22 protein-coding genes are annotated in these 20,820 nt (G+C 48.3%); 15 read left to right on the forward strand and 7 right to left on the reverse strand.

The features are described from left to right. The first annotated feature begins 8 nt into the window (after positions 1 to 8). From SPB21_RS04510 to SPB21_RS04530, 5 genes are all read left to right on the forward strand, one after another. Positions 9 to 1,037, forward strand: coding sequence for an ABC transporter permease (locus SPB21_RS04510; protein ID WP_163670671.1), 1,029 nt, complete (start codon positions 9 to 11; stop codon positions 1,035 to 1,037). Further along, entirely contained in the window at positions 1,034 to 1,900 is an 867-nt protein-coding gene (locus SPB21_RS04515) for an ABC transporter permease (protein WP_163670669.1), read from the forward strand. Before SPB21_RS04510 ends, SPB21_RS04515 begins: the two co-directional genes overlap by 4 nt. Positions 1,901 to 2,416: 516 nt before the next feature. Continuing rightward, positions 2,417 to 3,451 (forward strand): ABC transporter ATP-binding protein, encoded by a 1,035-nt coding sequence (locus SPB21_RS04520; RefSeq protein WP_499865703.1) that lies wholly within the window; start codon positions 2,417 to 2,419, stop codon positions 3,449 to 3,451. Continuing rightward, positions 3,435 to 4,421, forward strand: coding sequence for an ABC transporter ATP-binding protein (locus SPB21_RS04525; RefSeq protein ID WP_499865705.1), 987 nt, complete (start codon positions 3,435 to 3,437; stop codon positions 4,419 to 4,421). The genes SPB21_RS04520 and SPB21_RS04525 overlap by 17 nt, the downstream gene beginning before the upstream one ends. Further along, complete coding sequence (locus SPB21_RS04530) at positions 4,418 to 5,401, forward strand: DMT family transporter (RefSeq protein ID WP_499865707.1); 984 nt, start codon at positions 4,418 to 4,420, stop codon at positions 5,399 to 5,401. The genes SPB21_RS04525 and SPB21_RS04530 overlap by 4 nt, the downstream gene beginning before the upstream one ends. Positions 5,402 to 5,666: 265 nt before the next feature. Here the strand turns inward: SPB21_RS04530 and pdxR are convergent, their stop codons facing one another. Then, a complete protein-coding gene (pdxR, locus tag SPB21_RS04535) occupies positions 5,667 to 7,127 on the reverse strand; it encodes a MocR-like pyridoxine biosynthesis transcription factor PdxR (RefSeq protein WP_499865708.1) in 1,461 nt (486 codons plus the stop codon). Positions 7,128 to 7,278: 151 nt separating this feature from the next. Here pdxR and SPB21_RS04540 point away from each other — a divergent pair, with 151 nt between their 5' ends. Continuing rightward, entirely contained in the window at positions 7,279 to 7,947 is a 669-nt protein-coding gene (locus SPB21_RS04540) for a M24 family metallopeptidase (protein WP_499865709.1), read from the forward strand. A 57-nt stretch (positions 7,948 to 8,004) separates the two neighbouring features. Continuing rightward, positions 8,005 to 8,724 carry an MOSC domain-containing protein gene (locus SPB21_RS04545; RefSeq protein ID WP_499057640.1) on the forward strand — a complete coding sequence of 240 codons (720 nt, stop codon included), beginning with the start codon at positions 8,005 to 8,007 and terminating at the stop codon, positions 8,722 to 8,724. Positions 8,725 to 8,798: 74 nt separating this feature from the next. Here the strand turns inward: SPB21_RS04545 and SPB21_RS04550 are convergent, their stop codons facing one another. Next, the gene (locus SPB21_RS04550) at positions 8,799 to 9,197 is read right to left on the reverse strand and encodes an allophanate hydrolase-related protein (RefSeq protein WP_499865710.1); all 399 of its coding nucleotides are present in this window, start codon (positions 9,195 to 9,197) and stop codon (positions 8,799 to 8,801) included. A gap of 252 nt (positions 9,198 to 9,449) precedes the next feature. Next, positions 9,450 to 10,034, reverse strand: coding sequence for a TetR/AcrR family transcriptional regulator (locus SPB21_RS04555; protein WP_163671134.1), 585 nt, complete (start codon positions 10,032 to 10,034; stop codon positions 9,450 to 9,452). Between the two features lie 269 nt (positions 10,035 to 10,303). Here SPB21_RS04555 and SPB21_RS04560 point away from each other — a divergent pair, with 269 nt between their 5' ends. After that, positions 10,304 to 10,528 carry a hypothetical protein gene (locus SPB21_RS04560; protein WP_499057647.1) on the forward strand — a complete coding sequence of 75 codons (225 nt, stop codon included), beginning with the start codon at positions 10,304 to 10,306 and terminating at the stop codon, positions 10,526 to 10,528. A 30-nt stretch (positions 10,529 to 10,558) separates the two neighbouring features. Here SPB21_RS04560 and SPB21_RS04565 read toward each other — a convergent pair whose 3' ends face one another. The 3 genes from SPB21_RS04565 to SPB21_RS04575 all read right to left on the reverse strand — a co-directional run bounded on the left by SPB21_RS04565 (position 10,559) and on the right by SPB21_RS04575 (position 12,742). After that, positions 10,559 to 11,134, reverse strand: a complete 576-nt coding sequence (locus tag SPB21_RS04565; RefSeq protein WP_163703159.1) for a Uma2 family endonuclease — start codon at positions 11,132 to 11,134, stop codon at positions 10,559 to 10,561. Between the two features lie 63 nt (positions 11,135 to 11,197). Further along, the gene (locus SPB21_RS04570; RefSeq protein ID WP_499865712.1) at positions 11,198 to 11,434 is read right to left on the reverse strand and encodes a WD40 repeat domain-containing protein; all 237 of its coding nucleotides are present in this window, start codon (positions 11,432 to 11,434) and stop codon (positions 11,198 to 11,200) included. 18 nt (positions 11,435 to 11,452) lie between these two features. Next, positions 11,453 to 12,742, reverse strand: coding sequence for an MSMEG_0569 family flavin-dependent oxidoreductase (locus SPB21_RS04575; RefSeq protein ID WP_499865714.1), 1,290 nt, complete (start codon positions 12,740 to 12,742; stop codon positions 11,453 to 11,455). A gap of 329 nt (positions 12,743 to 13,071) precedes the next feature. Here SPB21_RS04575 and SPB21_RS04580 point away from each other — a divergent pair, with 329 nt between their 5' ends. The 5 genes from SPB21_RS04580 (at position 13,072) to SPB21_RS04600 (ending at position 17,896) form a co-directional block, all read left to right on the forward strand. Continuing rightward, positions 13,072 to 13,554 carry an MSMEG_0572/Sll0783 family nitrogen starvation response protein gene (locus tag SPB21_RS04580; protein ID WP_006519826.1) on the forward strand — a complete coding sequence of 161 codons (483 nt, stop codon included), beginning with the start codon at positions 13,072 to 13,074 and terminating at the stop codon, positions 13,552 to 13,554. A 197-nt stretch (positions 13,555 to 13,751) separates the two neighbouring features. Continuing rightward, the gene (locus SPB21_RS04585; RefSeq protein WP_499865716.1) at positions 13,752 to 14,750 is read left to right on the forward strand and encodes a Nit6803 family nitrilase; all 999 of its coding nucleotides are present in this window, start codon (positions 13,752 to 13,754) and stop codon (positions 14,748 to 14,750) included. Between the two features lie 114 nt (positions 14,751 to 14,864). Further along, positions 14,865 to 15,947, forward strand: a complete 1,083-nt coding sequence (locus SPB21_RS04590; RefSeq protein ID WP_499865717.1) for an MSMEG_0568 family radical SAM protein — start codon at positions 14,865 to 14,867, stop codon at positions 15,945 to 15,947. A 241-nt stretch (positions 15,948 to 16,188) separates the two neighbouring features. Next, positions 16,189 to 16,701: an MSMEG_0567/Sll0786 family nitrogen starvation N-acetyltransferase gene (locus SPB21_RS04595; RefSeq protein WP_163703163.1), complete on the forward strand. Its 513-nt coding sequence runs from the start codon at positions 16,189 to 16,191 to the stop codon at positions 16,699 to 16,701. Positions 16,702 to 16,897: 196 nt separating this feature from the next. Further along, on the forward strand, positions 16,898 to 17,896 hold the full coding sequence (locus SPB21_RS04600; protein ID WP_499865719.1) for a sll0787 family AIR synthase-like protein: 999 nt from the start codon (positions 16,898 to 16,900) through the stop codon (positions 17,894 to 17,896). 57 nt (positions 17,897 to 17,953) lie between these two features. On the opposite strand, the gene SPB21_RS04605 is transcribed toward SPB21_RS04600, so the two are convergent. Beyond that, positions 17,954 to 19,606: a phytoene desaturase family protein gene (locus SPB21_RS04605; protein ID WP_499865720.1), complete on the reverse strand. Its 1,653-nt coding sequence runs from the start codon at positions 19,604 to 19,606 to the stop codon at positions 17,954 to 17,956. 193 nt (positions 19,607 to 19,799) lie between these two features. On the opposite strand from SPB21_RS04605, the gene SPB21_RS04610 reads away from it, so the two are divergent. Next, positions 19,800 to 19,979, forward strand: a complete 180-nt coding sequence (locus SPB21_RS04610) for a hypothetical protein (protein WP_163671206.1) — start codon at positions 19,800 to 19,802, stop codon at positions 19,977 to 19,979. Between the two features lie 86 nt (positions 19,980 to 20,065). After that, entirely contained in the window at positions 20,066 to 20,746 is a 681-nt protein-coding gene (locus tag SPB21_RS04615) for a response regulator transcription factor (RefSeq protein WP_163671884.1), read from the forward strand. Positions 20,747 to 20,820 lie beyond the last annotated feature (74 nt).

Consider the following 20,820-nt stretch of genomic DNA (forward strand, 5'->3'; position numbering starts at 1 on the left):
TAAAGCTTATGTCTCGTCCCTCTACATTCTCTGTTGTCATCCGTCGCATTATTGCCGCAATTCCTAGCATCCTTGGTGTCATTGTCGTCACGTTTGTGCTTACCCGCGCGCTCCCTGGAGACCCGGCTGCTTATTTTGCTGGACCTGCTGCGACCCAAGAAGCTATTGATCAGATTCGAGAAACTTTGGGGCTGAATCGTAGTCTGCCTGAACAGTTCATTATTTATGTTGGCGAAATCCTGCAAGGAGATTTGGGTAATTCTCTGACCACAGGGCAAACCGTTGTCTCTGATTTATTCACACGATTGCCTGCTTCACTTGAACTGACCTTGGCAGGGCTGGTCTTTTCCTTAGCTTTGGCCTTACCGTTGGGTATTCTGGCGGCTACTCGTCCAGGGTCTTGGATTGACCATGGTGTCAGAGTTTTGGCAACAACAGGTGTGTCATTGCCCACCTTTTTTACAGGGTTATTGCTAATCTATGTATTTTATTTTCGTTTGGGTGTGGCACCAGCTCCCCTAGGAAGGCTGGCCATTCTCTACTCATCGCCGGAGCAGGTGACAGGATTGTTTTTGGTGGATAGTTTGTTGGCTGGGGAATGGAAAACGTTTCAAGCGGCATTTGGCCAGCTAATATTGCCTGCAGTCACCTTAGGCCTGTTTGCTCTGGCTCCTTTAGCAAGGGTGACACGGGCATCAATGCTGAGTGTCTTGTCCAGTGATTTTATTCGCACGGCCCGAGCTAGTGGATTAGCGCCCCATACGATTCTGTTTGGCTATGCTTTTCGCAATGCCATGTTGCCGGTGGTGACCACATTGGGAGTGGTGTTTTCTTTTTTGCTTGGGGCTAATGTGTTGGTGGAAAAAGTCTTTGCCTGGCCGGGAATTGGTTCCTATGCGGTGTCTGCCCTGATTGCTTCGGACTATGCGGCGGTGCAAGGATTTGTGCTGACGATGGCGTTGCTTTATGTGGTGCTGAATTTGTTAATTGATTTGCTGTACACCGTGATTGATCCTCGGGCGGGAGTGGAGCCATGACCCGATCTCAAACAGTTTCCAAATCTTCACTGGCCCAGGCTCGCTATATTATCGGCGAGAATGTAGTCACATTTGGGGCATTTTTATTGTTCTTTGTGTTCGTACTGTTTGCCCTGTTTGGCAATGCGATCGCACCCTACGATCCCGTCGCTAGCAATGCAGCTGTTGCCCTATCTTCCCCCACAGCCAACCATTGGTTTGGCACCGATGACCTGGGTCGGGATGTGCTAAGCCGGGTGCTGGTGGCGACCCGGTTGGACCTGGGCATTGCGGTGGTAGCGGTGGCACTGTCCTTTGCACTGGGCAGTATTTTAGGGACTTGTTCCGGGTATTTTGGGGGCTGGTGCGATCGCATCATCAGCCGCGTCATTGACACCCTCATGGCATTCCCCCTATTTATCCTGGCCATGGGTCTCGTCGCCGCCCTCGGTAATACTGTAGAGAATATTATCTATGCCACGGCGGTGATCAATCTTCCCCTTTATACCCGCGTAGTACGAGCCGAGATTTTAGTCCGTCGGGATGCGGGGTATGTAGAAGCCGCAAGGCTAGCAGGCAACGGTCATCTACGCATTATGGCCGCTCACCTGTTTCCCAATGTGTTGCCCGTGATGATGGTGCATATTTCATTAAATATGGGCTGGGCTATCTTGAATGCAGCCGGATTGTCGTTTATTGGTCTCGGTGTCAGACCGCCCACCCCCGAGTGGGGGATTATGGTCGCTGAAGGAGCCACCTATATTATTTCTGGCGAATGGTGGCTAGCCATTTTCCCAGGGGCGGTGCTAATGTTAGCGGTGTTTTGTTTTAACTTGCTAGGAGATGGTTTGCGAGATTTGATTGACCCAAGAATGAGGACTTAAACCATGGGAATCAAGTTCAAAATCTCCCAGAGGCTTGGCAAAAACTGGTTCCCCTTACCAAGGGGAACTGTCAGGGAGGGGTCTGGAAAACTTGCGCCAACGGTCGAGACCCCTCCGCCTTCGGCATCTCCCCTTCGTAAGGCAGAGTTGTTTCGTATTCACCAGAGAAAATCTGTAAGGATGATGACTTTATTCAGAGTGAATCGAGAGGTGGATCGGAGGGAACCAAAACCGGTTGCTTGGGGTCCCTCCGAGTTCCCCAAACCCCCATGGCTAGGGCCGGAAGGCCGCCCTAGAACCCACCCTACTGAGTTGTCCTTAATTGCATAAATAGGGGTTGCGGCGGGGACGATTAATCAGGTGATCGCATTGTTGTTTGACCCACCTCCAAGTAGAGCATGCTTTTCCTCAAATGAGCTTTCAATGCCTTCAGATTTTCTGTCCAGACAATGAAACAGCCTCCCCTCTAAAAGGGGAGGACAGTATTGCAGCAGTTAGACTCGTAAGCACTAACGCATGATCTCCCCACTCACCACTACTAAACCCGTTCAAACCTCTCTGCTGTCAGTTCGAGACCTGTCAGTCGAATTTCGTACCCGCACCGGCATCGTTAAAGCCTTAGAAAACATCAGTTTCCACATAAACAAGGGTGAAACTCTAGGCATCGTCGGTGAGAGTGGTTCAGGTAAATCTGTCCTAGCCCTGGCCATCCTGGGTATCCTTGACCGCGCAGGCCACGTGACCAACGGAGAAGTTCTCTGGACCCAGAACGCAGAGAACTATAACCTCCTGAAGATGCCTGAAAAGAAACTGCGATATCTGCGGGGTAAGGATCTGTCGATGATTTTTCAGAATCCTCGGGTGGCGCTGAACCCTATTCGTAAGGTGGGTAAACAGCTGGTGGATGTGCTGCGCTGTCATGCAGATTTACCGCGCAATCAACTGAAAAAGCGTGCCCTGGAATTGTTGATCAGTGTGAAAATTCCTGATCCTCAGCAGCGGTATGATGCGTATCCTTACGAGCTATCGGGTGGTCTGTGTCAGCGGATTATGATTGCATTAGCTCTAGCTTGTTCCCCCCAATTGCTGATCGCGGATGAGCCAACCACGGGGTTAGATGTGACGACCCAGGCGACGGTAATGAATTTGTTGAAGGAGCTGGCAACAGAGCAACGGATGGCGACGGTGGTGATTACCCATGATCTGGCACTGGCGTCGGAATATTGCGATCGCATCATCGTTATGCATGCTGGTCACATTGTGGAAAGTGCGCCCACCCATCTGTTGTTTACTCAGCCGCGTCATCCCTATACGGCGAAGCTGATTGCGGCGACGCCGGAGCCCCATAAGGGATTTGATGATTTGATTCCGATTTTGGGGAGTTTGCCGGATTTGCGGCGGGAGGATTTGCCGCCGTGTCGGTTTATTAGTCGGTGTGATCGGGCGACTGAGAAATGTCAAAAAGAAGGGCTGGCTTATCAACAGGTTGGGGAGGAACATTGGGTGGGGTGTTGGTATCCGTTGGAGAGAGAAAATGCTACAAGTCACTAACCTTACAAAACATTTTCCTGTTGCTACTAAGACACCTCGTTGGATGTCTGGAAGCAAACAGGCTCAATATCTCCATGCGGTGGACGGTTTGGATCTGACGATTTTGCCGGGGGAAAGTGTGGGTTTGGTGGGTGAGTCTGGTTGTGGTAAGTCTACGTTGATGCGGTTGATTGCGCGACTGTTAGAGCCGACAGCTGGATCGATTGTGTTTAATGGGGTGGATATTGGTCAGGTGTCGGTGGGAGAGTTTGCGCACAGTGCTCAGCGGGCAAAACTACAGATGGTGTTTCAGGATCCCAGTGATAGTTTGAATCCTCGGTTTACGGCGTTTGATACAATTACAGAACCGATTCGGCGGTTGGGGTCAAGGCAGGATCGGCAGCGACTACAACAACGGGCGACGGAGTTAGCGCAGCAGGTGGGATTGCCGCCAGAGTTGTTAAGTCGGTTTCCCCATCAGCTATCAGGGGGGCAAAAGGCACGGGTGGGGATTGCGCGGGCGATTGCCTTAAATCCCACACTCCTGATTTTGGATGAGCCGACATCGGCGTTGGATGTGTCGGTGCAGGCGGTGATTTTGCATCTGTTGGCAGAGCTGCGTGAACAGATGACTATGGGCTATTTGTTTATTTCCCATGATTTGAATGTGGTGAGGCTGCTGTGCGATCGCATCCTGGTCATGTACCTGGGCAAGCTGGTGGAAACGGGGCCAACGGATGAGATTTTTAATCGGCCCAGACATCCTTATACCCAGGCACTGATTTCCGCTATTCCTGCATTTGAGGCAAATCCCCATCGGATTCCCTTGACGGGGGAGCCGCGCAGTCCCATCAACCCATCACCCCACATTTGTCGATTGTATGGTCGTTGTCCGCAGGGGGATGATGGCTGTCAGCAAACAGCACCCACGCTGGAGCCCATTAACGACTATCATCAGGTGGCCTGTCATTATCCTGCATCTCTTCAATGACGCCACTTCGTTCTAGTAAACTTATGGGGATTGGCTTAGTATTGCTAAGCGCCCTGGGTCTCTCGGTTCAAAATGTAGTATTACGGCTGTTTTTTACACCAAGCCAGCTGTTTGGTCAGATTCCTTTTGGTGGATTTGTTACTCCGCAACTGAGTCATGTTGTCCTGTTGCTGGCTTTGCGTATGGTAATCATGGCATTGCTATTAACCGCACTTACCCCCTGGTTATATCCCAGCACGTTTAAGGTTTTGCAAACACTGCCAACTATGCCCAAACTGTGGGGAGCTGTGACAGCGAGTGGAGTCTGTTTGTTTTTTGGTTTAACGCTGTTGTATACAGCGCTGAGTCAGATTGTGGCTGGAGTTGCGATCGCAATCTTTTTTATCTATCCAGCCATCACTATTTTATTGGCGTGGCAATTGTTCAAACAATCTCCACGCCCCTATCAGCTTTGGCTAATGGTGGTCATTTCTACGGGGGTCGTACTCACCACCCTGACACCGCCATCTGAATGGGTATCCAATCCTATATTGGGCATTATCTGTGCGATTGGTGCCGGGGTTAGCTTTGGCCTCTATGGTATTGTTGCTGAATTCTCCCTCAAAGCAAACCCTGAATATCCAGGGTTACATCCGATTCCGTTTTCGTTGTATACCTTTGTTATCGTGGCAACGCTGGCCAGTCTGACTCTATTGGTCAATCAGCAAATAACGATACCCCCAGATGCCTGGCCACCCGTTCTGGCGATGACCGTATTTTCAGCCACCCTTACACTGATTGCCTATGTTCTAAGTAACTCTGGTATTGGTCTGATTGGGGCCTCTTTAACGGCATTACTGAGCGCCAGCGCACCTGCGTTAACGGCATTATTTGCCTGGTGGATATTACAAGAGGCGTTGCAGCAACAACAGATTGTGGGCATTGGGTTGGTGACCACTGGTGTGTCTATGCTGAGTTTAAAGTCCCGTTATGCTGATTAGTGACATGGCTATGGGGCTGTCCTAGGGAAGGAAATTCTGTATTCTGGACCCAACGTCCCAGCCGATTCACCCCCACAAACCCCACATCTATGCAAAGACGACAGTTTATCTATGCGGCGGGGAGCGGCCTGGCTGCCCTGCAATCCCACCCGTTAATGCATCCGGTCTACGCATCCGTCTCTGCTGATCAGTCTTTTCAGTAGCGAATCAGCCGAAGCGATCATATTACAGGCTTCAGGGCTTGCAGCAGATGTGGGGTCTGGCTTCAGGGGAGATTCTTTAGTTGACTAAAGGCCTGGTGAATTTGCTGTTCAGTCACTGTTCCAAATCCGAGAATTAAATGGTCTCTTTCCTGTTTACACTCAGATGAGTAATAATGATGACCGGAAAAAACGTTTACGCCCAGGGCGCGACATTGTTGGACCACCCTGAGGGCAGATTGTTTCGGTGGTAATTTAATCCAAAATTGTAAGCCGCCAGTGGGTGGTTGCCATTGCCAGTGAGGAAAATCTCGGTGTAAATATTGAGCAATTAGATCGCGCTTTTTACGATGATGTACGCGCATACGACGTAAATGATGATCGATGGTGCCAGACTTGAGTAATTCAGCTAACCAAAGCTGTAGAATTAGACTGGTTCCCCCATCCATTTGCCAACGTAAATCCATCAGTTGCTGAATTATTTCCGGGTGAGCGATGATGTATCCGACCCGCAAACCATTAAATAACGTTTTGGAGAATGTCCCTAAATAGATAACCCGCTCATTGTATTCAGCCGCTTTTAATGCTGGTAATGGATGGCGGTTAAAATAAAATTCACTGTCATAATCATCTTCAATAATTAATGCATCTTGTTGACTCGCAAGTTGTAACAGGAGTCCTCTGCGTTCAGGTGATAATGTTACACCGGTAGGAAAATGATGCTCCGGCATCACGTAGTGAAATCGGGCTAAATGGGCCGCCTCAGTGAGACAAATTCCGTCTGTATCGACAGCACAAGGAATGCCTTGAATTCCTTTTTTTATAAAATTTCGAGAGATCGGCAGATATCCTGGAACACCATAACTGAGGCCACCACCATGGGGGGTAAACAATTCAGCGAGTAGATATGAAGAGTGTAACGACCCATTGGTAATAAGAATCTGATCGGGAGAGGTCGTTATACCTCGGTTTGATAAAACATGGTGACAAATAGCGTCTAATAGTTCGGGATGACCGTTATTTTTTTCGTACCCTTGTAAATGGATGGACGCCGTTTGCATCACCGTTTGAAATGCCTTTTGCATGGCTTTCAGGGGTAGTAAATTTGTTTGAGCCAGGCTGGGTGTGAAGCAAATCAAGGATTGCTGTGGGGAGATGCTCTTGTCGTTAAGGGTAGGTTGCCACTCACCCTCAGGGACAGCTGACCTAGGGGTTTTCCCCACGAGCCATTGGGGTAATCCAGTGGTTGTTCTGTGTTCCAGGGGAGCTACATGCAGCAACGCGACATCAGCAACGCTGGTACCTTTGCCCACCTGGCTCTCACAATATCCCTGGGCGCATAGCTCTTCATAGGCCAGAACAACGGTCCGTCGAGCAATGCCGAGTTCTATGGCAAGTTGTCGACTGGGGGGCAATTGAAACCCCCTGGATACATGACCCGCAAGAATAGCTCCACGAATTTGCTCCATAATTTGCAGGTAATAGGGATGATGGGAGCGCTGCCGATCAAGCTGGAGGTGTAACATAATTGGTACACTATTTTTTATTTGAATTGGTCCATTACATGAGTCCAATCTTTTTATAGGATGTAATGTGTCATTCAGCAATAGCTTGTAAGCCTATAGGCCTGAAGGACTTAAGGGCTCATATAACTACGTTTCAAGGGACCGTCATTTTATGCACACCTTAGAACAACAGGTACTCGAAAGAACCCAAGCTAATTTTTCTGAGGATCTATTCTTTGCAAGCCGTGACCGTTCGTTTGAGGCAGTCAGACGGATTTCTCGGCAAATTCAGGTTGGTATGCTGGAAGAAGAAGCCAACGAGATCGCGATCGCAACCCTGCAGAATATGGGTGCTCGCCAAAACTGGCATCAACCCTGTGTACGGTTTGGCCCCAACACCATCAAAACAATTGGGGCAGACTCAGTATCTGGCATTCGCCTGGGAGAAAATGATATTTACTTCATTGATGTGGGTCCAGTTTGGGGAAACTATGAAGGGGCCGCAGGGGATACCTTTGTCACAGGGGAAAATCTGATACTACGGCGCTGTGCTGACGATGTAAAACACATCTTTCAAGCGGTATCAGACAAGTGGAAAATAGATGCCCTGGGGGGGGATAGCCTCTATAAATTTGCACAAGATACTGCCCATCAGATGGGTTGGGTGTTAAATATGGATTTAAGTGGTCATCGCCTGGGGGACTTTCCCCATGATGTTTACTATAAAGGCGGTCTCGCGGATATTTCCTTTTGTCCGTCATCTAAGTTGTGGGTACTAGAGATTCAAATTCGTCACCCCCATAGAGCATTTGGTGCATTTTATGAAGATCTTCTCATTTGATGCCATCATTTGACACCATTAGTGCCGCCGTCAAATAATATAGCCACCACAAGGCCTATGAGCTTAGTAGAGACGCCCTACCTAACGTCAATACAGGTAGGTTTGGTTAAAAAGTTAGGGGTTAAAAATGCATCTGACCCCATGGATCGACCCTGGTCAACTGGCTTTTTTAAAGAGCCGGTTGAGACGTCTATTTGGTTGGGTAAAACTAATTTAGAGGGAGACAGACAGGCTGACTTACGTCACCATGGTGGGCCTGAAAAAGCCGTTTTGGCCTATGCGGCTGAGCATTATCCTGATTGGCGACAACAGCTGATGAATCCAGCATTGCCCTATGGGGCATTCGGAGAGAATTTTACAGTGGTTGGCCAAACGGAATCATCGGTTTGTATTGGTGATACCTATGGGGTAGGAGACGCTATTGTGCAGGTCTCTCAACCTCGTCAACCCTGTTGGAAACTGTCACGGCGATGGCGCATTAAAGATCTTGCCCTGCAAGTGCAACGCACAGGTAAAACGGGTTGGTATTTTCGAGTGTTACAAGAGGGGTATGTTACTCCCAAGCAGCCGCTTGTTTTAATCAATCGTCCCTATCCTCAATGGACGGTGATGCGGGCGAATGAAACGATGCATCATCGTACTACTAGCCGTGACCAGGTGGCTGAACTGGCTGAACTGCCACTGCTGGCTGCAAACTGGCAGCAGACTCTGGCCAATCGTGCTAGTCGAGGTATTAGGGTGGATACAAAACCTCGGTTGATCGGTGAAAATGAATAGTGGATTGGTGGTCTGTTGCGCTTAACTAATCACCCCATCACTCATCCACCCATCTACAGCCCCAACCTGGGTCTTTATTTTTGCGCAGTCCCCTTAGCCTCCTGATAAGCCAGCCAGCCACCGAATTCTGTAATTTCCTTTTTCCCTTCCACCGTCAACGGTTCTCCAATCACGCCTAACACCTCTTCGCCATCGTGGAGCTTCACCTTCCCAACGGCCAGCCCCGGCGGTTCCTGGGAAAGGATAACACCCAAACCTGCCAGGGGCACCTGCCATACTTCAACAGCTACAGCAACGCCCCCTGAGCTGACCTTGATCATGGCTGGATATTTGTCATCTATGGACCAGATGCGGTAAGTGGGTTCTGTTTGAGCGTCGCGTTCAAAGGTGGCGTTGACGTTGAGAAGGTTGGGGTTAAGTTCAAATCCCCGCATCAGAGTGCCATTGACAGCAAGCTTGATAGTTTCGGTCATAGGTTTCAGAGAGAAGAAATTATTTAGGCGATAAATGTCTAAGGAGCAAGCCATCAATAAATTCCAAACGTAACTGTGGAAGAGACGTTCCATAGAACGTCTGTACATCCAACTAATTTGGCAGTTAATTGATTTTATTTCCTAAAGTGTAAAAATTCTCCCATCGCTAGCTCTCCATTAGTCAAAAATATGTAGAGGCTTTGTGGAACAGGGATTTGCACCAAAGGGTATGTGATGATTACCTATCAGATTCTACAGTGCATTCTTTAATGCCTGTCGTGCGATATTGAAGCCTCGCTTGAGCCGGGCCTGATTTCGATGTAACTTGCTCATCAACATTGCCCCTTCAATGGCCGTGATGATTTGTTCAGCCAGGTGCTCTGGATTAATATCATCCCTGAGTTGAGGTTTAGCCTGACGCAACGTTTGGGCTATGGCCCCTTCCCATTTGCTAAATACCTGCATTAAATGGTCGCGAAATGAGGGATCCTGCTCCACCAGGTCAACAATCAAATTACCGAGTAAACAGCCACCGCATTTGGGCGCTTTCATTTGCTTTTCTTCTAGTCGATCTAAAATCCAGAAGACTTGCTTGATCGGATCCTCACTATGGGAGATAGCAGGTTCTAATACATCGGCCTGGAGCTGAGACCATTCAAAGTCAATCAGGGCATGACCCAGCTCATGTTTTGACTGAAAATAGTTATAGAAACTACCCGATGATGCGCCGCTAACTTCAAACAGTTTACTTAACCCTGTCGCTGTCAGTCCCTGACGATGAACTGTGCTGACAATTGATTTCAAAATGTCCTCACGGGTCCGTTTCAGGTTAGCCATTGTAGCTTTGGAAGATGAGCTTCAGGGTGACAAGCCTACTTAGTATATCTTTTAGCCTTATGATTTTTGGGCAATTGGACACTGTTTGCAACTAGCAAAATTATGGTCATATAGTTTAGCTACATGACTTGGGTGGATGAATGTGTATAAAACCTAAGGGTGGTTAACCATTTACTTGTCTACATCCAAGCCCAGGAAATTGTGGCATTAGTTTCTGGCGGCCTATTTATCGGTTATTTAAGCCTGACGAACCGCTTGTAAGCGAGGATTTGAAAGATTTTTATGTTCGCCGAGATGATAGCCCGGTAGATAGCTTGGTTAATTTAGCAGAAACCAATAAACTGCTGGGTGAGATGTACCTAGCTTGGGCACATCAACAAGAACCCAACGCAGATATCAAAGCCAAAGAGTTTTTAACTGCTAGCCTATCTCTTTATCAAGAGCTGGACATATCCTCAAAATCAGCTGAAGTTGAACAGCTCCTAACCCAGTAAACTATGCCCAGGAATCCACAATTTCAGAAATCAGGAACCCTTAACCTCTAAAACGAACCCAGGTAGAACATCTTCTCCTGAGATCGTAGTCGGACACTTTATGATCTCAACGGCTTGCCCTGGTCGATAAATCTCAACAGTTTTTCCTTGGGGATTAATCAACCAACCAAGGCGCAAACCACTATCAAGATACTCTTGCATTTTTTTCTGAAGTGGTTTCAACCGGTCAGTTTCAGACCGCAGTTCAATCACAAAGTCAGGACAAATGGGAGGAAATTTTGTTTGCTGCTCTGGCGTCAACGCATTCCATCGCTCTAACGTAATCCAGGCTGCATCTGGAGACCGATCACCCCCATTGGGTAGGTTAAACACTGTGGAGGAACTGAATACTTCTCCTAAACCCGTTTGACGATTCCAAATACCCAAATCGATAATATAGTTAGCTTCCTGCCGACCACTTTCACCACCGACTGGGGACATAATAATTAACTTTCCTGTCGAACTCCGCTCCATGACAACATCTCTGTTTGCCATGCATAGTCTGTAGAACTGCTCATGGCTCAGCTCCTCGACTAACGGTTCTAAATTGAGATTGATGGCAGTCATTACAAGCGAGCCGAGCTATCCTTACCCCCATATTGTAAGCGGTCAAAACTATTTTCTGAGTAATCAATGGTAAGCGGCCCCTGAGCGGGGCCGAAGGGGCCGCTCAGGGGCCGTTTTTGGCTGAGCGGAGTCGTCGTTGGCTGAGCAGAGTCGTCGTTTTAGGGTTTGTTGTAAGGAGGTTGCACTTTTCCATAGGCAGAGTTGACCATCTTGGGCCGTTGAGGCCAGTAGTCGGGTGGTGGGATGGAATGCGATCGCAACCACCGATTTATCATGTTCATGGGCATCGTCACTATCCACAAAGAATGTCTGATTAATTTATGAACCTAATGCAACTTCATTGATATTGCTGTTCAAATGTCGGGGTAACACTCTATTTTTCAACGCGATGCAATCTGCCAAATAGGTTGCATCACGAGCAATGCCCGAAAAGCGCCCCGACCCCCAGGTGTATAACCAGGGCAATCCTAAGAAATAGAGACCTTGGATAGTCGTAACTCCACGCTCATGACCCGGGTACCCTTTGCCATCAAATACAGGAATATCTACCCAGCTAAAATTCGTATGATACCCAGTAGACCAAATAACTGTGGAGATTTTTGCTGTTACCAAATCTAAAGATAAAAGACTCGTTTGAGGTTGCCAAACGGCTTGATAAGGAGGATCAATGGGCGCATCAAGCCGATGCTTTGCGATATAGCTATCAATAGTCTGCTTAATACTTTCAGCTACAGCATCTGCTTGATCGAGATTGTGGCCGAGATCATCCTGAAATTCTAAGGAATCACCTTGGATATGCTTGAGTTTGCCGTGGAGTTTCATACCTTCTAGGGCAAACTGTCGTAGATCAATCTCACGTCCGCCGCCTCGCCCTGTTACATAGTGGTTTGTCTTGGTGCGGACAGACTCTTTCTGAGGATGCTCGTCAATAGACATGTCGTAATAACCCATCTGATCTAGCCAGTCCACCACATCCTTACCTCGATATCTTCGAGGTGAACGGGGTGCACCGCCAACACATAGATGCACCTGTCTGCCAGCCAAGTGTAAATCTTCTGCGATTTGGCAGCCTGACTGGCCTGTACCGACGACTAACACAGCCCCCTCTGGTAAAGTCTCAGAATTCTTATACTCAGAAGAATGTAATTGGGTCACACTCGACGGCAACCGCTCAGCCATCCTAGGCATTTTAGGCGTGTGATAACCGCCCGTGGCAACCACAACTTGGTCTGCAATGTAGTGACCAATAGAGGTCTCTATCTCAAATACGTTTTCCGGCTTACTGATTTTCGAAACAGTGACACCCTCTTTAATCAGGGGCTTGAAAGATTTAGCATAATCTTCAATATATTGAACAATTTCGTCCCGTTGCATAAAGCCATTCGGGTCATTGCCAGGGTATGGATAGCCAGGTAACAAACACTGCCAGTTAGGTGTCACCAGGCAAAATGTATCCCATCGCTTCGAGCGCCAGGAGTGAGCGATTCTGTTCTTCTCAAAAATAATATGGTCAATGCCGTGTTGCTTCAGACAATAACTAATAGACAGACCAGCTTGGCCTCCACCAACAATAGCAACGGGAAAATGTGAACTAGTGAGTGCCCGCATAAATTCAGTCCCTGAAGACAATGGGTTACAGTTCAACCATAAAAATCAGCACTGGAATCCCCTGTAGCAACAGATACTAAAACCTGAAATCTCGGCTTATGGTCAGGCGTTAACGATAAATCCCCTGTCTAAAGACGCATAAAATTCACACCGACATCCTTTGACCTGCACTTTTGAACAGGAGACTGTCCTTTGGGAATATCTCTCATGGAAATAAATTGATTTAGCTGTCTCATTTGTCAGGCTTACTGACTTTGTAACAACAGATACGAGAATGGTGACTGAGACCTTTTAAGCTGCTGACAAATTCATATTGGGAGCAGCGTCAGATGCCTGAAGTAACTACTCCAGCTCATAAGGCCGGTGATTTTTTTGTTGACTATGAAGAGAAGGTATTTCCTGATGTTCAAGCAGAACCTGGAGAGAAAGCACTGGTCGCATTTCACACAGTTGCCTTCGAAGGGTCTATTGGTTTAGTTAACTTATTGCAGGCAACTCGTCTGATCCGTAAGGGCTTTGAAACATCGGTTCTGCTTTATGGTCCTGGTGTTACGTTAGGGGTGCAGCGCGGTTTTCCCAAGATTGGAGACGAGGCTTTTCCTGGGCACCTGGCCATGAATAATCAACTGGTGAAGGTTATGGAAGAGGGTGGTAAAGTCTATGCTTGCCGATTTGCCTTGCAGGCGCTATATGGCCATGGTGAGCCTTCTTTAATCCCTGGCATTACGCCCATTAATCCTTTGGATGTCTTGGACATTATCTTGATGCATCGTAAGGATGGGGCGTTTGTTCTCGATACTTGGACCATGTAAAAAGGCACTAGTACTCTGTGGCGTAAGTTGGCCCACTATCAAATGGGGATGAGTCGATGGGCGGATGAAATAACTGCCAAGTTTCTGCTATCGGGTACTATGTAGTAGGTATTGGGTGTCAGTTTTGTCTAACACCTATTACCTACTGTCTAACACTCTAAAATGATGTTGAAAATCCTGTGGGGGAGAAAGTATCTATGGACTATTCTCGAGCCGTAAGAGCAGCTGCGGTACAGATTTCACCTGTATTGCATAGTTGTGAAGGTACATTGGGAAAAGTCTTGAAGGCCATTGATGACGCTGCCCGTGAGGGGGCTAATCTAATTGTCTTTCCGGAAACGTTTGTCCCCTACTATCCATACTTTTCATTTGTGCTGCCCCCCGTGCTGATGGGCAAAGAGCATATGAAGCTTTACGAAGAGGCTGTTGAGGTGCCTGGGCCGGTCACTGAGGCGGTGAGCCGTGCCGCTCGTAACCATGAGATGGTCATTGTGCTGGGGGTAAATGAGCGGGATAAGGGGTCTCTTTACAACACTCAGTTAATTTTTGATGCAGATGGTACCTGTCTGCTTAAACGACGCAAAATCACGCCTACTTACCATGAACGCATGGTTTGGGGGCAGGGGGATGGGTCTGGTTTACAGGTGTGCGATACGGCAGTTGGTCGGGTCGGGGCCCTGGCTTGTTGGGAACATTACAACCCGCTGGCCCGATATAGTTTAATGGCCAACCATGAACAGATTCACTGTGCTCAGTTTCCTGGCTCCATGGTAGGAGAGGTTTTTGCAAACCAGACTGAGGTAACGCTTCGCCACCATGCGCTGGAGTCTGCCTGTTTTGTGGTCAATGCTACGGGGTGGTTAACGCCTGATCAGGTGAGTGAGATTGCTCCCAATGAAGCGTTGGAGAAAGTTTTGCGGGGTGGCTGCTATACCACCATTATTAGTCCGGAAGGGGTGCCGTTGTGTGAACCGATTCGGGAAGGAGAGGGGATTGCGATCGCAGATCTAGACTTTTCCCTAATCACTAAACGTAAGCGCATGATGGACTCAGTCGGCCACTACGCCCGTCCTGATTTATTACAACTAACCGTTAATAAAACCCCATATTCTGTTGTATCCCCAGAGAGCACAACTCAAGATATCTCCTCTGATGTTTTAAATCCTTCGCCCATCCCCGAAGAAACGCCAGAATAAAACAGTGCCCTCAGCAAGACAACCTGCTTCATCCCAGCTGCTCTCACTGCCGATTCCCCACTCCCCATTCCCTCAAATTCATTCACCCTTTAGATTTCTCTTTTTTCTTCCACCATGAATTCACAGCAGGTGATTACTGAGCTTCAGACCAAGGGCCTCAACTTGGTCACCGATACCGTTGGTGCATCGGGCCGTAAAGGAGGAGCGGGTCCATCCGACCATAAGGCAGTCACCATTGGTGAAACCACCTTTATGGTTCCGGTGTATACGGATGGTGCAGCCCAGTCACCCTATGGTGTGGATTGTGAGTCTGGCAAGTCTGTTCTCACTAAGGATGATCAGGTGATCACCGAGTTAGATTTTCCAGAACAGCCTCGGTTTTATGATCTACAAACTGTTGACGGCATTCCCTATTGGAAGATTGCTCTGCTCCACAGTCGCAATGTTCTGGCTACAACAGTTCTCCAAACCTGCATCCGCTATGAGAATCGGAAAACAGCCTGTCAGTTTTGCGCCATTGGTGAATCGTTAGCCGCCGATCGCACCATTGCTCAAAAAACACCCGCACAACTGGCTGAGGTCGCTGAAGCCGCTGTCCGTTTGGACGGAGTGGAGAACATGATTATGACCACAGGCACCCCTAACACAACCGATCGCGGTGCGGCCTATCTAACCGAATGTGCACAGGCGATTCGTGCCCGTGTAAATCTTCCCATTCAAGCCCAGTGTGAGCCCCCCAATGATTTTATCTGGTTTGATCGCATGCGTGCAGCAGGCATCGACAGTTTAGGCATGCACCTAGAAGCGGCAGACCCCGAGGTGCGCGCTAAGATTATGCCGGGTAAAGCCAAAGTACCTCTTTCCTATTATTTCAAAGCGTTTGAAGCAGCCACCAAAGTCTTTGGTCGCGGTCAGGTCAGCACCTATTTGTTGGCTGGACTGGGGGATAGCCAAGAGACATTACTGGAGGTCAGCGAACGGCTGATAGATATCGGTGTTTATCCCTTTGTTGTTCCCTTTGTTCCCATTGGGGGCACGCCATTGGCTGACCATAAGTCTCCCAGCAGTGAGTTTATGTATGACCTGTATCAGGGCATTGGGCGAATGCTGAAGCAGGCGAATCTGTTATCCAGTGAGATGAAGGCGGGCTGCGCTAAATGTGGGGCTTGTTCGGCGTTGTCTTTGTTTGAGAGTTAAAGAATTTATGGGCCAATAATGGTCTACCGACGTCAGAGGCTTGGCGGTATCTGATTCCCCTTAATAAGGAGAACCAGTAGGGAGGGGGGTATCAACAACTGGCGTTATCGGTCGAGATCCCGTCGCCTACGTCACCTACCCTAAAGCCCAAAGGGCATGCGCTAAAGCGTAGCGTCAGGGGAGGAGGTTCTCAGAAATAATTTCACCATTGGAATTATGTTCATACAAATTTTTCAAAGCCATGAAAAAACGTACGTATAGTTTTCAACTTGCCCTTTCTAAACCAGATATTGCCAACTATTTCAACCTGCGGCAACAGATTTTCTGTGAAGAGCAAGGTCTATTCCAGGGGCATGATCGCGATTCCATTGACAATACGTCGTACCCCATTGTGGCCATTGCCCACACGCCCGACCAGCCTGACCAGGTTGTCGGTGTGGTGCGTATCTATGAGGAGAAACCTCGGCTTTGGTATGGTGGGCGTTTAGGTGTGCATCCAGACTTTCGGCGGGTGGGTCGCATTGGTAAAGGATTGATTCAAAAGGCAGTAACAACAGCAAATACTTGGGGGTGCGATCGCTTCCTCGCCACCGTTCAACTGCAAAACGTGCGTTTCTTCACCCGCCTCCATTGGCATAGCCTGGAGGAAATTGAAATCCTGGGACACCCCCACCATCTGATGGAAGCTGATTTGGAATATTACCCTGCTACGGATCAGCCTCGTCCAGAATTACCACTGGCGCAGGTGGCTTAAGGGGGAGTTGTAGAGTGTTAGACTTGACTCTTGTTCCCCCCAGAATTCGGGAAACCCCAGTATGCCTAATGGGGATAACACAGATACTTTCACCCAAAAAAGGAGGACTTCCAGTTGATATAACCTTTTCGGGAAAATGCCTAAGTATCCCTAACCCGCCTTCTCCCCAGGGAGAAGGGACCGGGGGATGAAGGCCATGCAACCCACCACCCCTAAAACCGAGCAACCCAGCCTATTTACCCTGGTTAACTCCCTACAGGAATCTGTCAGTATCCTCAACAAACGGGATATCCAAACAGCTGCCACAGCCATTGGGCAATATGTGCAAACGGCTGCTGGAGAACCTCTTCGCTTAGGTGATGACTGTGCGGCCATCCCCGATGGCGATGGTTATCTGCTGCTGGCTGCCGAAGGTCTGTGGCCCCAGCTCGTGACCCAGGATCCCTGGTTTGCGGGCTGGTGTGCCATTATGGTCAACATTTCGGATGTTGCATCCATGGGAGGGATACCCATCGCCGTAGTGGATACACTTTGGAGTCAATCTGTCACCGCTTGCACTCCTTTGTGGAAGGGAATGCAGGCGGCTGCCCGTGCGTATAATGTGCCTATTGTTGGCGGGCATACCAACTGCCATAGCCCCTACGATGGCCTTGCCGTTGCCATATTGGGGCGCGCACAGCGGCTAATCACCAGTTTTGATGCGCAGCCCGGCGATGATTTGGTCATGGTGGTAAACATGGCGGGCAGTTACTACGAGACCTATCCGTTTTGGAATGCTGCAACAACGGCTGAGCCTGCGATGCTGCGACAACAGATAGCCTTACTCCCTGAGCTGGCGAGCGCTGAGTTGTGTACTGCGGGGAAGGATATCAGCATGGGCGGTCTGGTGGGTACCCTGCTAATGCTGGCTGAATCGTCAGGGGTGGGGGCTACCTTGAACCTGGATTTGGTACCGCACCCACCGAACGTTGCCTGGGAGAAATGGCTCACGAGTTTTCCTAGCTTTGGTTTTCTTTTTACTGTGCCGCCTGAGCGTCTTGCCCAGGTCAAGCAACTGTTTCAGCCCCATGGGTTAACGTGTAAGGCTGTTGGCAAGGTGACAACGGGGTCTCAAATCATTCTGCAGCAGGCGGGAGAGCAAGAGCTGTTTTGGGATATGGTTTATCCATTAACAGGGTTTGGACAACGTGAATAATTAGGGGGATTATCTAAATTGACAGCCTGCAGAACTATGAATCGTAGAACTTTTGATCTACGTTCCTAAACGCATTGTGTGTGATGTTTCTGTAAGGCCATTCTCTTTATGCCCCTGGGCCTTCGCCGCCTTTGCAAATACCTGAGCCATAGATATCCCATCAGGCAAGTGACTGGTCGTCAAAACTGCTCCCATCATTGAGCCAGCAATACCCATCATACAAACATCACTGCCGGTCATATATAGCCCTGGCACCGGTGTTTTGATCTTGGTCCAGCCTCGGTTCTTAGCTGCAAATCGTTCTGCGTACATGGGTAATCCGTATATTCCACCCTGAGGATGATCTGTGAAATGTTCATTAGTGAGAGGTGTGGATACTTCGCAGTAGTCTACGAGATCTGAGAACCCTGGATAATGTTGTTCAACCATCTCTAGCAAAACGTTCTGGATACGTTGCTTGAGGGCATTGTAATCTTGATCTCGATGTAACCAAGGCTGATCGCGCCAGGTGGCAAAGCTAGCGTAATCGGCAGAGGCGATCAATTCGGCTGTGTGTTTTTTGGCATAAGGATTTTTCAGCGATGGAAACGACAGATATACCTGAAGCGGCTGACCTGTATGAATCCAGCTCCCCTTTTGTTGCTCCACAGCCCCATGGTCAAAAGTATCGTAAATCCAATGGTTTTCGCCCTTGAAACCTAACCGCCGTGGATCATCTTTGAAACCGATGTATACAGACACATTTGTGGCTGGTGGATGCGCTGCCACAAACTGTTGCAAAGATTCTCGGAATGGAATGGGATAGTTGTCTGGAATGAACTTGAAGTAGGTGTTATAGGCTCCAGCATTAGATACGACTGTAGGTGCATAATAGTCTTCAAATGTCTCTTCTTTTGCTTTCAAATTACGCACCCGCACCCCAGCAGCCTTGTCACCGTCAAGCAAAATTTCAGTAACTTCTCGGCTCACCAATACGTTGCCACCCTTAGCTTCAACTACCTGCTGTACGCTGTTAGCAATGGTGCCAGATCCGCCTACAGGATAATAGCCTCCGTTGAGATAGTGGTTAACAATCGTGGCATGGAGGGCAAAGGGACTGTCTGCTGGTGACAGACCATAGTCTAACCATTGAGAGGCGAGCAATGCTTTCAGTTGGGGATCTTGAAAGTGTTGATCTAGATAGTCTTGAGTTGTCAGATTGAGACTAGTTCCATGCCAGAGTTTTGCCACTTCACCGACTACTTTGAACAGAAAAGCACTGTTGTGTTTGGCCGCATCGAGAAACAATGCTGCAGCTGCTTTAGGAATATCCTTAAAGTACTGACGAATTGCCTGGGATTCTTTTGGAAATCGCTTGGTGAGATCAGCTTGAAACTGCTTAGGGTCACCATAGAGGTCGAAACTGAACTCGGGATAGACAAATTTTTCAAAGGGCTCTGGCATCTTTTGCCACTGCACCTGTTGGTTCGTAATCAGGTCAAACAAATTACGAACTTCAGAGCCTGCTTCCATTTGCCCAACATAGTGCAGACCTGGATCCCAGCTGAACCCTTTACGCTGGAACGTGTGGGTAAAACCACCTGGGACAAAATGGCGCTCTAGAATCAGCACACGCTTATCGCGTAGCTGGGCCATCAAACTAGCCACGGTTAACGCACCAATACCAGAGCCAATCAAGATTAGGTCGTAGTCTTTGCGTGTAGTTTTCATGGTGACCTCCAACGGTCAAACGAATGATGATTGCGATCGCAAAATGAAGAGAATGATCAGAGTATCGACGCAGCGTTGAATAAACTTTGCCCACTAAGGCCATCCATAATCGACCCCCAAACTAAGGCTATAACATCAATGTTGACATCGACAACATAAACTTAGCTCTAAATGTTTCTATTGTCAACATCCGATGACGCCGGAGGATGCCCAAGCCCTGACCCAAGAAGTCCAGGCTCAAAAAGAACAGATCGAAACCTTATGGCAAGAGCAAGAGACCCTAACCCATGAAGCCTATGGACGGGCGCAGATATTGGAAAAGACTGTGGATGATGTACGCCTTACTAAACCGTTTAGTACAATGAAATTTTGAGATAGAATATTTAGACATGATTGATCAAGTGATCTCTAAGGCTTTAGACTACTTGCCTCAAGTTTTGAATTTTAGTTGTAATCATGATGAAACGTGTTTTAGTTGCGGACGATGCTCCTGGAGTTACCCACTTTTTGGAAAAGGGGTTGCAGGCCAATGGCTATGAAACAGCTGTTGTTCATAATGGCGAAGATGCGATCGAAGCCGTCTTAAATAGACAGTTTGATCTCATGATTCTTGATCTGGAACTGCCCATGAAGCATGGCATTACTGTGCTCGATGAGATACGAAGACAGGGAATACCACTCTCGGTGATTGTGCTTTCTTCTCATCACGGCATCAATCATAAAGTCACCAGTTTTAATCATGGTGCAGATGATTACATCACCAAACCATTCCAGTTTGCGGAATTGCTCGCCCGTGTTCGAGCCCGTCTACATAATGTGCACGTTGCTCAAAGTCGCCCCAGTAGCCCCCTGACTTTTCTGAGCTTTAAGGGGATAGAGTTAAATTTACGCACCCGAGAAGTGCGAGTTAATGGGAATGCTGTTCAGCTTTCTAGTAGAGAATTTTTGCTGGCTGAAGCATTTGTACGTAATCCAGGGCAAATTATGAGCCGAGAAAAACTACTGGATGACGTTTGGGGCTATACCTACGATCCGGGCTCCAATATTGTTGATGTCTATGTGGGCTATCTAAGGAAAAAGCTGGGTCGTCATCTGATCGAGACCATTAGGGGAACGGGTTACCGCTTTACGTATGAATAAGCTCTAGAAAGATTTCTCAGCTATCCTCGTCTGATTGCCATAACGCCATCTGGCGATTGTCAGACCCATGGAGC

It is taken from the genome of Leptothoe sp. ISB3NOV94-8A, from assembly GCF_043421595.1.
Taxonomy (GTDB): Bacteria; Cyanobacteriota; Cyanobacteriia; order Phormidesmidales; family Phormidesmidaceae; genus Leptothoe; species Leptothoe turfae.

Excerpts from the sequence above, each read along its gene's own strand:
- SPB21_RS04530 (WP_499865707.1), top strand. The coding sequence starts at position 4,418 with ATGACGCCACTTCGTTCTAGTAAACTTATGGGGATTGGCTTAGTATTG.
- SPB21_RS04610 (WP_163671206.1), top strand. The coding sequence starts at position 19,800 with ATGACGCCGGAGGATGCCCAAGCCCTGACCCAAGAAGTCCAGGCTCAA.
- SPB21_RS04605 (WP_499865720.1), bottom strand. The coding sequence starts at position 19,606 with ATGAAAACTACACGCAAAGACTACGACCTAATCTTGATTGGCTCTGGT.
- SPB21_RS04510 (WP_163670671.1), top strand. The coding sequence starts at position 9 with ATGTCTCGTCCCTCTACATTCTCTGTTGTCATCCGTCGCATTATTGCC.
- SPB21_RS04520 (WP_499865703.1), top strand. The coding sequence starts at position 2,417 with ATGATCTCCCCACTCACCACTACTAAACCCGTTCAAACCTCTCTGCTG.
- SPB21_RS04525 (WP_499865705.1), top strand. The coding sequence starts at position 3,435 with ATGCTACAAGTCACTAACCTTACAAAACATTTTCCTGTTGCTACTAAG.
- SPB21_RS04565 (WP_163703159.1), bottom strand. The coding sequence starts at position 11,134 with ATGACTGCCATCAATCTCAATTTAGAACCGTTAGTCGAGGAGCTGAGC.
- SPB21_RS04595 (WP_163703163.1), top strand. The coding sequence starts at position 16,189 with ATGAAAAAACGTACGTATAGTTTTCAACTTGCCCTTTCTAAACCAGAT.
- SPB21_RS04615 (WP_163671884.1), top strand. The coding sequence starts at position 20,066 with ATGAAACGTGTTTTAGTTGCGGACGATGCTCCTGGAGTTACCCACTTT.
- SPB21_RS04515 (WP_163670669.1), top strand. The coding sequence starts at position 1,034 with ATGACCCGATCTCAAACAGTTTCCAAATCTTCACTGGCCCAGGCTCGC.
- SPB21_RS04585 (WP_499865716.1), top strand. The coding sequence starts at position 13,752 with ATGGACTATTCTCGAGCCGTAAGAGCAGCTGCGGTACAGATTTCACCT.
- SPB21_RS04575 (WP_499865714.1), bottom strand. The coding sequence starts at position 12,742 with ATGCGGGCACTCACTAGTTCACATTTTCCCGTTGCTATTGTTGGTGGA.
- SPB21_RS04550 (WP_499865710.1), bottom strand. The coding sequence starts at position 9,197 with ATGACCGAAACTATCAAGCTTGCTGTCAATGGCACTCTGATGCGGGGA.
- SPB21_RS04590 (WP_499865717.1), top strand. The coding sequence starts at position 14,865 with ATGAATTCACAGCAGGTGATTACTGAGCTTCAGACCAAGGGCCTCAAC.
- SPB21_RS04600 (WP_499865719.1), top strand. The coding sequence starts at position 16,898 with ATGCAACCCACCACCCCTAAAACCGAGCAACCCAGCCTATTTACCCTG.
- SPB21_RS04545 (WP_499057640.1), top strand. The coding sequence starts at position 8,005 with ATGAGCTTAGTAGAGACGCCCTACCTAACGTCAATACAGGTAGGTTTG.
- SPB21_RS04555 (WP_163671134.1), bottom strand. The coding sequence starts at position 10,034 with ATGGCTAACCTGAAACGGACCCGTGAGGACATTTTGAAATCAATTGTC.
- SPB21_RS04540 (WP_499865709.1), top strand. The coding sequence starts at position 7,279 with ATGCACACCTTAGAACAACAGGTACTCGAAAGAACCCAAGCTAATTTT.
- SPB21_RS04580 (WP_006519826.1), top strand. The coding sequence starts at position 13,072 with ATGCCTGAAGTAACTACTCCAGCTCATAAGGCCGGTGATTTTTTTGTT.
- pdxR (WP_499865708.1), bottom strand. The coding sequence starts at position 7,127 with ATGTTACACCTCCAGCTTGATCGGCAGCGCTCCCATCATCCCTATTAC.